Origin of the sequence: Prevotella sp. P5-108, assembly GCF_002251385.1 — a bacterium.
GTDB lineage: Bacteria > Bacteroidota > Bacteroidia > Bacteroidales > Bacteroidaceae > Prevotella.
Genome location: NZ_NPJJ01000025.1, coordinates 1 through 13536, shown reverse-complemented (window position 1 = coordinate 13536; position 13536 = coordinate 1). Strand labels below are relative to the sequence as shown.

At 54.5% G+C, this 13536-nt stretch carries 7 protein-coding genes; 4 read left to right on the top strand and 3 right to left on the bottom strand.

All coding sequences use genetic code 11. The annotated features are described in order from the left end of the window. Nucleotides 1–11 precede the first annotated feature (11 nt). Nucleotides 12–2333 carry a glycoside hydrolase family 3 N-terminal domain-containing protein gene (locus CIK95_RS04100; protein WP_371591371.1) on the top strand — a complete coding sequence of 774 codons (2322 nt, stop codon included), beginning with the start codon at nt 12–14 and terminating at the stop codon, nt 2331–2333. 120 nt (nt 2334–2453) lie between these two features. On the opposite strand, the gene CIK95_RS04095 is transcribed toward CIK95_RS04100, so the two are convergent. Together CIK95_RS04095 and CIK95_RS04090 are read right to left on the bottom strand one after the other, a co-directional pair. After that, nucleotides 2454–7328 carry a RecQ family ATP-dependent DNA helicase gene (locus CIK95_RS04095; RefSeq protein ID WP_094466336.1) on the bottom strand — a complete coding sequence of 1625 codons (4875 nt, stop codon included), beginning with the start codon at nt 7326–7328 and terminating at the stop codon, nt 2454–2456. 95 nt (nt 7329–7423) lie between these two features. Beyond that, a complete protein-coding gene (locus CIK95_RS04090) occupies nt 7424–9925 on the bottom strand; it encodes a glycoside hydrolase N-terminal domain-containing protein (RefSeq protein ID WP_158214768.1) in 2502 nt (833 codons plus the stop codon). A 216-nt stretch (nt 9926–10141) separates the two neighbouring features. Here CIK95_RS04090 and CIK95_RS04085 point away from each other — a divergent pair, with 216 nt between their 5' ends. From CIK95_RS04085 to CIK95_RS04075, 3 genes are read left to right on the top strand one after another with little or no spacing between them, the layout of a single operon-like run. Then, complete coding sequence (locus CIK95_RS04085) at nt 10142–11440, top strand: M18 family aminopeptidase (protein WP_094466335.1); 1299 nt, start codon at nt 10142–10144, stop codon at nt 11438–11440. Between the two features lie 9 nt (nt 11441–11449). Next, complete coding sequence (locus tag CIK95_RS04080; protein WP_094387342.1) at nt 11450–11956, top strand: C-GCAxxG-C-C family protein; 507 nt, start codon at nt 11450–11452, stop codon at nt 11954–11956. After that, nucleotides 11925–13079 (top strand): glycosyltransferase, encoded by a 1155-nt coding sequence (locus CIK95_RS04075; RefSeq protein ID WP_158215082.1) that lies wholly within the window; start codon nt 11925–11927, stop codon nt 13077–13079. The genes CIK95_RS04080 and CIK95_RS04075 overlap by 32 nt, the downstream gene beginning before the upstream one ends. Before the next feature lie 247 nt (nt 13080–13326). Here the strand turns inward: CIK95_RS04075 and CIK95_RS13340 are convergent. Further along, on the bottom strand, nt 13327–13536 hold a 210-nt coding region (locus CIK95_RS13340), incomplete at its 5' end, for a hypothetical protein (protein ID WP_216820574.1).

Sequence of the window (13536 nt, the reverse complement as noted above, 5' to 3'; positions counted from 1 at the left end):
ATATGAAAAGAATGATTATGACCGCAGCCATCGTCTGCATGGCCGGCATCCAGATGATGGCGCAGCCGAAGTTGCCCTACCGCAACGCCTCGCTGCCCATCGAAGAGCGCGTGAGCGACCTGCTGTCGCGCATGACGCTCGAGGAAAAGGTGGGACAGCTGCGCTGCACCCTGGCTTGGAACTACTACGACATCAAGGGCAACAAGGTGGTGCCCTCGTCCACATTCATGAAGGACATCGCCGAGGGCAACATCGGCATGCTGTGGGCCACCTACCGCGCCTGTCCCTGGACACGCAAGTCGCTCGCCACCGGACTCACGCCCACGCTGGCAGCCAAGGCGGGCAACGCACTGCAGCGCTACGTGATAGAGCACACCCGTCTGGGCATCCCACTCTTCCTCGCCGAAGAGGCACCCCACGGCCACATGGCGATAGGTACCACCGTATTCCCCACCGGACTGGGTATGGCTGCCACATGGTCGACAGCCACAGCCGAGGCTGCCGCCCGCGTCACCGCCAAGGAGGTGCGTCTGCAGGGCGCACACATCAGCTACGGCCCCGTGCTCGACATCTCGCGCGACCCACGCTGGTCACGCGTCGAGGAGAGCTATGGCGAAGACCCCGTGCTGACGGGCGAGATGGGTGCAGCCATCGTGCGCGGACTGGGAGGCGGCAAACTGTCGGCCCCCTACGCCACCCTCGCCACGCTGAAGCACTTCATCGCCTATGGCACCACCGAGGGTGGCCAGAACGGCAACCCCTCTATCGTGGGCGAGCGTGACCTGCTGCAGACCTTCTTCCCCCCGTTCAAGAAGGCTGTCGACGCCGGCGCCCTCTCGGTCATGACATCCTACAACTCTCTCGACGGCATCCCCTCGACAGCCAGCGGCGAGCTCTACAATGACATCCTGCGCCGCCAATGGGGCTTCCGTGGATTTGTCGTTTCCGACCTCTACAGCATCGACGGCATCTGGGAGACCCACCATGTGGCGCGCGACCTGCAGGAGGCTGGCGTGATGGCGCTGCGTGCCGGAGTGGACGAAGACCTGGGTGGCAAGGCTTACGCACAGCTCATCGCCGCCGTCAAGGATGGCAAACTGAGCGAGAAGGAGATAGACCAGGCTTGTGGCCGCATCCTGAGGCTCAAGTTTGAGATGGGCCTCTTCGAGCATCCTTATGTCGACGTCAAGGCAGCGGCCGAAGTGGGCTGTGCCGACAATGCCGCCGTGGCTCTCGACGCCGCCCGCAAACTGGTGACGCTGCTCAAGAACAAGGACAATACGCTGCCGCTGCGCCGCGATATGCGCGTGGCTGTGGTAGGCCCCAACGCCGACAACGTATATAATATGTTGGGCGACTATACCTCGCCTCAACCCGACGGAAAGGTGAAGACCGTGCTGGCGGGCATCAAGGCCAAGATAGGCGAGGGTCAGGTGGAATATGTCAAGGGCTGTGCCGTGCGCGACACCAACAACTGCAACATCGAGGCTGCCGTAGAAGCTGCCCGCCGCGCTGATGTGGTGGTGGCTGTAGTGGGTGGCTCGAGTGCCCGCGACTTCAAGACGAGCTACAAGGCTACCGGTGCTGCCGAGGCCGATGTCAAGTCGGTGAGCGACATGGACTGCGGCGAAGGCTACGACCGCGCCACGCTCTCGCTGCTGGGTCGCCAGATGGAGCTGCTCCAATCGCTGCGCAAGACAGGCAAACCCATGGTGGTCATCTATATCGAGGGTCGTCCTATGGACAAGTCGTGGGCTGCCGCCAATGCCGACGCGCTGCTCACCGCCTACTATCCCGGTCAGGAGGGTGGTACCGCCGTGGCCGACGTGCTCTTCGGCGACTACAATCCCGCCGGCCGTCTGCCCATTTCGGTAGCTGCCAACGTGGGTCAGCTTCCTGTATATTACAACAAGCGCGCTCCCAAGCCCCACAACTACGTGGAAATGTCGGCAGCGCCACTCTATGCCTTCGGCTATGGCCTGAGCTATACGCAGTTTGCCTACAGCAACCTCGCCATCGCCAAGAAGGGCGATGCCTACAGCGTCACCTTCGATGTCAAGAACGTAGGTGAGCGCGATGGCGAGGAAGTGGCTCAGCTCTACATCCACGACCAGGTGGCGTCGGTGTCGCAGCCGCTGTTGCAACTCAAGAAGTTTGACCGTCTGTCTATAGCCAAGGGTGAGACCCGCAAGGTGGAATTCATCCTCACCGCCGAAGACCTCGCCATCATAGACCGCAATATGAAGAGTGTGGTAGAACCCGGCGACTTCGACATCATGGTCGGCGGTTCGTCAGACCATCTCCCCCTGCGCGGAGTGCTCACTGTAGAGTAGGCCGCCAAAGGCCATCAAGCCATCGATAATCTGCCCAAGCACGGCAGACTCCCATACACCAGCAGGGCTGGGTTCCGAATGAGGAACCCAGCCCTGCTTGATGTATATCAGCATAATATATCAGTTACGGAAAAGATATAAATCTGCCAACAAGACAGCGGTTTCGCTCTCTTCCTTTGGCGCATCCTTAGGTTTCCACGCCACTATGAAGCGGACAGACGCGCCCTTGACATTATAACCCTTTTCATTCCATTCGGCCAATTTGGCCATCATAGCTACCGATAGCTTTGCCATACACCTGTGGGACAGGTCAAACAACATCCCATCCCGATACTCCAAGTCCATACCGCTGAGCAAGGAGAGTATTTCTGCCTTTTTACTTTTGAAGAAACCTAAATTTACGTCCTTGTGTGACAGTTGCAATACCACTTCTTCAGGCATAGGATAATCCTCCTGATTAAACTCTATACGGCTGGCACCGATGCCGGTAAACATATTGGTAGTAGTGTGGATAAAGAGCTTCTTCTTGGCTCTTGTCATCGCTACATAATAACGCCGCATAAGGTCATCATTAACCTTATGGGTACCATTTATAAGCATATAGACATCATCAAACTCCCTGCCCTTAGCCTTATGTATCGTAGAAACAACAACCTTAGAGTGGGAGATATCACAAAAATCCTCTACGGAAGACTCAAAGACGAACTCTCTAAAGTCTGTCAAGTATTTGCTTTTATTGGTTTGCTCAAAGAGGCTGATGCATTGCCGCACATATACAAGGCTTTGACTCTTGGCATATTTGTCAAACGTTTTTCGCTTGGCCATTTCCCAAATGTCATCACTCACCATCGGCGTATGTGAATTGTTGCTTATCTGCCTCAAGAAATACCTCATCTCTGCCAAATTCCACATGCGAAATCCTTCCAACGACTGTATCAGTTCGCAGGAGACGCCTCGTTTACGCAATAAGGCAACCATGATTACAGCCTCCTCATTGGTTTGTGTAAGGACGCACGTGGAGCCATTTCCCAAATGGGATATCAAATCATCAGCCAAGGGCTGATAAATATACTTGGAACAGTAATGCACTACTCCTACCCACCCCTCATTCTCTTGCATGGATATAATAGGAGTCTGCTTCATACGACAATTGATATTGCGGACAAACCTGTTGGCAACATTGACTATCTGGCGCGCACTGCGGTAATTCTCAGTCATTTCGACCATACGGCCACCAGGCAACATAGACAATTGACGCATATACTCAGAATTAGCCCCTCTGAACTCAAAGATATTCTGGTCATCATCACCGACAGCAATGACTCTCATATCCTCGAAGTTTTCGACAAGAGCCTTGACCAAGGCAAAATCGTCGGGGCCCATATCCTGCGCCTCATCAATGACCAAGACCGTCTTGCCTATCTTGGATGGCTCCACATCACCACTCGTTATCATCTCTGCAGCAGTAGCCACCACATTATTGGCCTCATCCAGATTGCCTACTCGTCCGAGCAAGTCAAAACAATACGAGTGGAAGGTCTTAATTTCAACAAAATGGGCGGCGTTGCCTATGAGGGCCAGCAGGCGTTGCTTGAATTCGGTAGCAGCAGCACGAGAGAAAGTGAGCATAAGAAGCTGTTCGTGCTTGACATCTTCAAGTAACAGGAGGGAAGCCAATTTATGAACCAACACACGAGTTTTCCCACTGCCGGGACCAGCAGCAACCACGATACACCGCGATTCCTTGTCCGTTATAATCTCTCTCTGCTTGGCAGACAATTGTCCAAATAGCTGGTGATACTTTTCTGGTGTAAGATTGCGCTGAATTTCATCCTGTCGCTCACCCTTAAAGTATTTGGATATGAACAGGCGATAGTCCATCTGAAAATAATCCTGTACATAGCGCAGCGCCGCATCATAATCTTTAACCATAAGATTGGCATACTCGCCCACGATATGCACTTGCTGGATTTTCTGCTTATAGAAGGCATCGAGCATACGGTAGTCTTCCATCTTGTATCTCAACTTGGCATCCTTGACACGACGTATGTCCATGGCGTTATACAATACCAGGAACCCTCCTTCCAGTTTGAGGGCTCCTATCTTTGACAGATACAGCAAAGCCTCTTCCACCTCTTCTATTTGCAGGTCCTTAAAGTCATTGAAAAGAGACTGTTCGCCAGACATCATCGACTTAACCAACTCCACAACAGAAAAAGACACCGCACACTTGTCGTCAGAATCCTTAGACTGCTCTTTAGCCAATCTATACAGCCAATCTATAGCATAGCGACAAATGGCAAGACGCTTGTCTATACGTGTTAGGGTTTCCTCTATATTGGCCAAACGCTCCAACATGAGGTTGTGGGCCCCGTCTTCCTTTTTGTGCGTATAACCTTTAACCGACAGGAAATAAAGCAGAGTACGGATATCTTTCTCCTTGGAGGTAGTTATACCGTCATTTATGGCATTGTCGTTAAGCTGCTTGCAGGAGATCTGCAGACTATTGTCAGGTATACTATTAATAATGTATCTTTCCAGCCGCGCAAATCTCTCCAACAGCATGTGCGACTTTCTATCTGTCTCGCCAACATCTTGCAGATAAGCTGCGATATCTCTGTTGTCAGCCAATATTCCCTCTTGACGCATGCGCTCTACAGCGGAAATGACCTCACGCTTGCTCAACCCCAACATATCTGCCAGATAGTCAATACGAGACTCGGCCTCCTGGTCTTGGCTTCGCGTAATGTATTTTTGGGTAATGAGCGATTTGATGATACGCACAACGCTGTCCACCTCGTCGCTTGAGAAGAGATGGGAATTGGTAATGCGTTGCCGGGCCTCGTCCATATTCTTAACCGTGATTCCAGTCGCATAAACATGAGGAACATTGTTGCCTCGCTCTATATATCCACTTTGCTCCAAGGCTGAAAGGGCAGTCCTTACACGCGTCTCTATATCTGACACCGAATCATCCCATCCTGCCTGGCGGGCTATCTCCAAGGCAGAGCAACATGTACGCATGCGTTGTTTGGTAAGATACTTGACCGCTCGCCATACCTGTTGAATCTCACTGATACTAAGTTTGGTCTGATTGAGCAGCACAAAGTGCTTGTCCAAATCTCCATCGCTATACAACACGTAGCAGCGAGCATACAAATGCGGGTCACGCCCAGCTCTTCCCGCCTCCTGTACATAGTTTTCAAGCGAATCAGAGATATCATAGTGAATTACCAAGCCAACATCTTTCTTGTCGACTCCCATACCAAACGCAGAAGTAGCCACAATCACGCGCACACGGTCACTCATAAATGCTTCCTGATTGGCAATTTTCTCATCTGAGTTCATTTTGCCATTAAAAGGCAGAGCCCTAAATCCATCACGGGTCAGTTTGTCTGCCAAATCTTTAGTGCGCTTGGTTCGCGAGACATATACAATTGCGGGGCAGTCAGACTCTGCTATCAATGCCCTCAATTTATTATATTTATCTTCATCAGTATCTGCATGAACAACAGAATAACGGAGATTCGTACGCGATGCAGAGGAGGCAAACAGTTCGAGGTCGATATCCAGTTCATTCTTAAAATAATCACAGATATCTTGTATCACTTTCTGTTTGGCAGTGGCCGTAAAGCAAGAGACAGGTATGGGATACTTACACTGTTTGCTTTTCTGATAATTGCGTATAAACTTGCCTATATACAGATAGTCTACTCTAAAGTCCTGGCCCCAGGAAGAGAAGCAATGAGCCTCATCTATAACAAACCGTTCTATATGACGTGCCGTCAGTATTCGCTCAATGGTCTTCGAACGAAGCATCTCTGGTGCGATATACAATAAAGAGGCTTCGCCGTTCTGTACACGCTGTATAGCCAATGAGCGTGATATTGGGTCCAACAACCCATTTATGGTAACAGCATCAGCTATACCTCTATCTGCCAAGTTGTCGACCTGGTCTTTCATCAAAGACTGTAAAGGAGAAATCACTACGGTCAGCGAGTGGATTGTACGCCCCGCCATCAGGGCTGGCAGCTGGAATGTGAGCGACTTGCCACCGCCTGTAGGAAAAATGGCAAGCAGCGATTTACCATGCACAGCAGCCCGGGCAGCTTTCTCTTGCAATGGTTCGTTGGCATAGGTACGGAATTGGTCATACCCAAAGTAGTCTTTCAAATTGCGATGAAGGTCCAATCGTCCATGGCAATAGTCACAACCTTCTTCACATGGGGTATTGCAGAGTACCTTCAATATATACTCCACTTCAGGGAAATTGACAACAACCCACCTCGGTGTTATCGAGTTGGGATGTGTCGTATCTATAAGGGCAAGGGCATAAGCCAGTCCACAGGGATATTGACGGATGAAATTATCAAGTTCTGCATGCTGACATATCTTGCCTTTATATGCCTTTCTAATAAGATTATCGATTTGTCCGCTTTCGACAGGAATGGCCCCGACCATACTGAGAAATCCTCTATATTCGGCGATACCATAGAGTAGAGAAGCATAAACCGTCTTCTTGTCGTCAGAAAAAGAATGCCAACGCTCAATCTCATCCATCAACAGACTGCGGGCTTTTTTGCAGTCATTTATAGGATTGTTGAGCTGTTCTGTTATCAGTTTGTCGTCTTTGACCAACTTATGATAGGGATATTCAGGAAACAGCAGAGGCGACATGTACAGCGTGTCGACCAACAGCCACTGGTGCTTTTGGTTACCAAAAAGGTGTTTGGCATCATGATTGACTATGTTATGTCCACATAAATAATCGATGCCATTCAAAAACTCCAGCAGCTTGTCTTTGGAAGTCTCATGAAACATCGCATCGTCATACTTCAATGCGCCTATATCATGTATCTTCTTGTCACGCAAACTGTACTCTATATCCACAAAAGCCAGAAGTGAGGCTTTGCGGTCATGAGCAACATCCTGCTGGTAGGCCGACACGGACCTGTCAACATCTCTATTTCCTAATATTCTATCCCATATAGACATACTTGATAACTACTAATGAGACTTACGATATTCTTTAGATGCTCTCTAATAACGCCCAAATAGCAATCGACAATGATTGCTGGCGCCGCCATCAATCAGAACTTCACGCTGACCTTCTTGCCTTGTGGCAGCTGAACGGTCTGCTGACGGTCGCCGAAGACGATGTCGAAGGTGCCGCCAGTAGGAGAAGAGAGGGTGGCAGCGAGGCTGTTGGCGCTGAGAGTCCAGTCGATATCGACGGTCACGTTGCCACGGGCGCGGAGTCCCTTGACGCTACCCTTGTCCCAGGCCTGCGGACAGGCGGGGAGCAGGGTGATGGTGCGACCCTCGCTCTGCAGCAGCATCTCGTTCATACCCGAGAGGCCACCCAGGTTGCCGTCAATCTGATAAGGCGGGTGCGTATCCCAAAGGTTGTAGAGCGTGCCCGTACGCAGCAGGTTCTGCAAGAGGGCATAGGAGCGGTTGCCGTCACGCAGGTGCGCCCAGAGGTTGAGCTTCCAACCCATACTCCAGCCGGTGGAGAAGTCGCCGCGATGGTCGAGCACCACACGGGCAGCCTCAGCCAGTTCGGGGGTAGCCTTGACAGAGATGTCGTGACCGGGGAAGAGGCCGAAGAGGTGGTTGGTGTGGCGGTGGTCGTCCTTGGGATTGTCGATGTCACGCGACCACTCCATCAGCTGACCATATCTGCCGATGCGGTAAGGCTCTATCTTGTCTCTCACCTGCAGCCACTCCTGACGGTCGGTGCTGTCTACGCCCAATACGCGTGAGGCGCTGATGGCGTCGGTGAGCAACTGGCGCGCTACGGCATTGGCAAAGGTAGCACCCTTGTCCACAGGGCCATGTTCGGGCGAGGTCGACGGGGCTGCGGTGTAGAGTCCGCTGGGCTGGAGCCAGAGATAGTCGCACACAAACTGCGCGCTCGACTTGAGCAACGGATAAGCCGTCTGCTTCAGATAATCGCGGTCGAGGGTATATTCGTAGTAGTCCCACACATGCGTAGCGAGCCAGGGGCCATTGATGGCGGCAAGATTCCAGTTCACGCTCTCGCTCTTGGAGGGAGCGGTGAAACCGAAGATATTGGTAGAGATGTTGGCAGTCCATCCACGGGCGTCGTACATGGCCTTTGCCGTGCGCTGTCCGGGCTCATAGATAGAGCGGAGATAGACATTGAGAGGCTCGAAGCACTCAGCCAGGTTGGCAGAGCATACGGGCCAGTAGTTCATCTGAATGTTGATATTGTTGTGGTAGTCACAGTTCCACGGACCCTTGACGCCACGGTTCCACATACCCTGAAGGTTCATGGGCATGGTCTCACCTCGCGACGACTGGATGATGAGGTAGCGGGCAAACTGATAGTAGAGCATCTCGAGCCAGGCATCGGCCTTGCCTTCGCGATAGCGGTCTATGCGCTCGTCGGTGGGGATGTCGATGCCGCCCTTCTTGTCGGCCGTCTGGCGCAGGTCGATGCTCACGCGGTCGAAGAGCTGGGTATAGTCGTCGACATGGCGGCGCAGCAGCTGACCCCACTTCTTGTCGGCGGCGCCCTTCATGCTGAGCAACGCCCAGGCTCCGGCGTCCTTGCCATAATAGGTGTAGGGGTCGGTGATCACGGGCGAGTAGTTGGGCTTGTAGCCGGTGGCGGCGGTGATGATGAAGTCTACCTCCGAGGCGTCGCGCACGGCGATGTGTCCGTCCTCATACTTCACGCTACCGTCCTTGACGCGGGCCTGGATGCGGATGACGTAGGGCAGCTTGTTGTTGTTCAGATGTGCGGTATAGACGAGTCCATACTCATCGGTAGCCCAACTGCCGGTGGCGTGGGGATTGGGCTTGTACACCCAGTCGAGGTTCTGGCGCTTGCCACGGTTGGCGCCGTAGTGCATCACCATGAGTTGGTCGGGATAGGAGACAAAGTAGGTGCGGCGGTAGGTGGCACCCTGATACTTGAACGAGGTATGGCTCACAGCCTTGTCGAGCAGCAGACTGCGACGGAAGTCGCTGCAGTCTTCATTGGCAATACCGGTAGAGACATACATCTCGCCCATGGTCGTGAAGGTACCGAAGCGCAGCGTGTCGGCAGTGCCATTGTCGGCGATGGCTCCCGAGAAGGCGCGGCGGGTGAGCGAGTCGGCACGCAGGCTGTCGCCGTCGAGGAACGCCTGACGGATATCGGGCAGGAAACGCGCTGAGTGGGGGTCGGCACGCCAGTAGTTGGCTGGTCCGCTACCCGAGGCGGGGCCTCCCTTCCAGAGGCTTTTCTCGTTGAGCAGTATGGCGTCGACAGCCGGCGACTGGAGCACCATGGCGCCCAGGCTGCTGTTGCCCATAGGGAAGGCATAGTTTTCCCACACCGAGCCCTGCAGTTCGCGGGCTTTCTCGCCCTTGCGCACATACTGTCGCAGATTGTCTTTAGACTGACTGTCCTTGGCGGCACCCTTGGCACCCGAATAGTTAATCTTCGCCGGCACAGTGCTGACGCCCTGGGGCACGGAGATTTCTACGGGGCGGTCATACCACACGGAGAGATGGTCGTCTGCCTTGGTCAGTTCTGACCCTCCCAGACAGAGGGAGATTAATGTAGCTAATACTAACATGTCTGTTATGATTTGAGTAATTGTTATTTTAAGGTAGAAGTGCCCTGTCTGTCCCGACGAGCACTGATTCATTTGGTAAAATTACACTTTTATTGACAAACGGAGTTACATTTTTTGCTTTTTTCGTTACCGACGGCCATTTTTTTAGTACATTTGCATCGGGCGCGTATGTTTGCGCTGTCCGTCCTATACCTATTATTATATATAATGACAACTATGATACAACGACTCTTACACTTTCTGGACGCATCGCCCGTCAACTTTCTTGCGGTGCGCAACATCACCCATGAGTTGGAAACCCACGGTTTCCGCCGCATCGACGCCGCCAGCCCTCTGGGCCACGTGAGCGCCGGCGACCGCTTCTTCGTCACCAAGAACGACTCTTCCATCTACGCCTTCCGCATAGGTCGCAAGCCTCTTGCCGACCAGGGTTTCCACATGATATGCGCCCATAGCGACTCGCCCACCTTCCGCATCAAGCCCAACGCCGAGATGACGGGCGAGGGCGGCATCGTAAGGCTCAACACCGAGGTCTACGGAGGCCCCATCCTCTCTACATGGATGGACCGTCCGCTCACCATCGCCGGAAGAGTAATTACGCGCGACGAAGACGCCCTCTCGCCCGTCACTCATCTGATACACATCCGCCGCCCGCTGATGCAGATCAGCAACCTCGCCATCCACTTCAACCGCCAGGTCAACGACGGCGTCAAGCTCAACCGGCAGAAAGACATGCTGCCCATCCTTGGCTTCGTCAACGACGAGCTGGAGCGCGGCAATATGCTCATCAACCTCGTCGTCGAAGAGCTCAACCGCACCGCCACGGTGACCCGCGACGACATCATCGACTTCGATCTCTATCTCGCCGACACCACGCCGGCATGCACCTTCGGTGCCCACGACGAGCTGATATCCTCGGGGCGTCTCGACGACCTGTCGATGTGCTACGCTGGTCTTGAAGCGCTCACTGCTGCCCACGACAGCGACACCACGCAGGTGCTCGCCATCTTTGACAACGAGGAGACGGGGTCGCAGACCAAGCAGGGCGCCGGCAGTCCGTTTCTGTCCTATCTGCTACAGCGTATAGCGCTGGCACAGAGCGGCACCGCAGAGGCTTACTACCAGGCGGTAGAGCGGGCGTTCATGATTTCGGCCGACAATGCCCACGCCTTCCACCCCAACTATGCCGAGAAGTACGACCCCACCAACCACCCCATGCTGGGCGGTGGTCCGGTCATCAAGTTCAACGCCGCCCAGAAGTATGCCAGCGACGCCGTCACAGCGGCAGTCTTTGCCGAGCTGTGCCGCAAGGCGGGTGTGCCCTGCCAGCGCTTTGTCAACCACAGCGAGGTGGCAGGCGGAAGCACACTGGGCAACATTCTGGCCTCGTCGATACCCTTGCGAGGGGTTGACATGGGCAACGCCATCCTGGCCATGCACAGCTGCCGCGAGACGGGAAGCGTGGCCGACCATGAGTATTGCGTCAAGGTATTTACCACTTTCTACAACGAATAAGTCATCATCATGCACGACAATATCACTCTCCCTCCCCAACTCAGCGCACGTGTAGAGCAGGCGGTAGACAACTTCATGCAGGGCTACGGATGCTGCCAGTCGGTGGTGGCTGCCTTTGCCGACCTCTACGGACTCGACGACACGATGGCCAAGCGCATAGCCGCCGGTTTTGGCGGTGGCGTGGGCCGCATGCGCATGATGTGTGGCGCCGTGTCGGCTCTGGTCATCCTCGTGGGACTCGACTGCGGACAGACCGAGGGCAGCGACCGCGAGGGCAAGTCGGCATGCTACCGCGTGGTACAGCAGCTGCTCGAGCGTTCGCGCCAGCAGAACGGTTCTATCATCTGTGCCGAGCTGCTGGGGCTCAATGGCTACGAGCGTGCCCACTCGTCCTATGTAGCCTCTGAGCGCACCGCCGAGTACTACAAGAAGCGTCCTTGCGCCGCCAAGGTAGAGAGCGCCGCGCGCCTCTTTGCCCAGTATCTTGCCGACAAGGAGGGCGACCACAACCATTAACCCCCACCCCATCCCACAGCCCGTCATGATCATCGTCCACTACATACCCGACATCGACCAGCGCTCGGGTGGCACCGCCACCTACATGCAGCTCATGGCCAAGGCGCTGGGCACGAAGGCTCAGCTGCACATCCTCACCCACCGCACGTCCAACCCTCTGGCGATAGACCACTGCACGCTGCACTATCTGCCGCCCTACAGGCCGTGGCACTGGGCGTGGACCCGACAGGTCAGGACGCTGCTCGAAGCGATAGCGCCCCAGGTGGTGCATGTCAACTGTTGCTGGATGCCTGCCTGTGCTGCCGTAGTGGGTGTGGCGCGGTCGCTGCATCTGCCCGTGGCGCTCACCACCCACGGCATGCTCGAGCCGTGGATTATGAACCGGCATTACTGGACACGCAAGTGGCCCGCGCTGCATCTCTATCAGGCACGGGCACTGCGCAGCGCCGATGTGCTGGTGGCCACAGCCGACCGCGAGGCGCGCCATCTGCGGCAGTTGGGCTTCAACGACCATATCGCCGTGGTGCCCTCGGGAATAGACATCACTCGGGTGACGATGAAGACCAGCTGGGAGAAGTCGCACACGATGCTGTTTCTGGGTCGCATACATCAGGTCAAGGGCATCTGGCATCTGCTCGAAGCGGTGGCGAGTGTGCAGAGTCAGCTCAACGGCTACAGGGTGATCATCGCCGGCGAGGGTGCTCCCGACGACATACAGCGGCTCCGGCAGACGATTGTCGACAGACATCTGGCCAGCTGCGTTAGCTATATCGGCGGGGCGTATGGCGACCGCAAGTGGCAGTTGCTGCGCGAGGCCGACTTCGTGGTACAGCCGTCGTTTACTGAGAATTTCGGGCTGACCATAGCCGAGGCGCTGGCATCGGGCACCCCGGTCATCACCACCAACACCACGCCTTGGGAGCAGCTCGACGCTACCGCCAGCGGCACCTGCATCGAGGTGGGAGCCAGTCCGTTGGTCAACGCCATCACCCGCTTCGTAGCCCTCTCGTCAGCCGAACTGGAGACGATGGGGCGCAATGCCCGCCACCTCATAGAGACCCGGTTCTCGGTCGAGGTCATGGGCACCGCGATGATGGAGGTGTACAGGGAGATTATTGTATAGGTTGTAACCATAAGCACGAAAGCCCCTCTCCAGCTCTCCAAAAGCCCCTCTCCAGCTCTCCCCAAGGGGAGAGAGCGCAAACCAATTATATACCAATGACTTTACTCTTCTCCCCACCCCCTTGATGAGGGCCGAAATAGGGTTCATTGGCGTGTTTATATCCTACGGCAACGCTGAACCGAAGGTCACTGGCGTTATGCTATACGTCGCGGAAAGGTAAAGAGTGGAGATTGGCGAGGCATAATCATCAAGAGAGAACAAATGTCCATTCATAAACGAATCCATTGACATTGTGTTCCTTCCCCTTGGGAGGGCACTGAAAAACTACCATTATTTCCATTTTATCGGCGTGGTCAGGCGTCATTATCGGGCGTTTACGAGGCGTTCTGGCTACGATGTGTGGTGAGAGTAAAAAGCAAAAATCGTCCCCGAGAAGGGCTTGGAACGCTTCCAAACG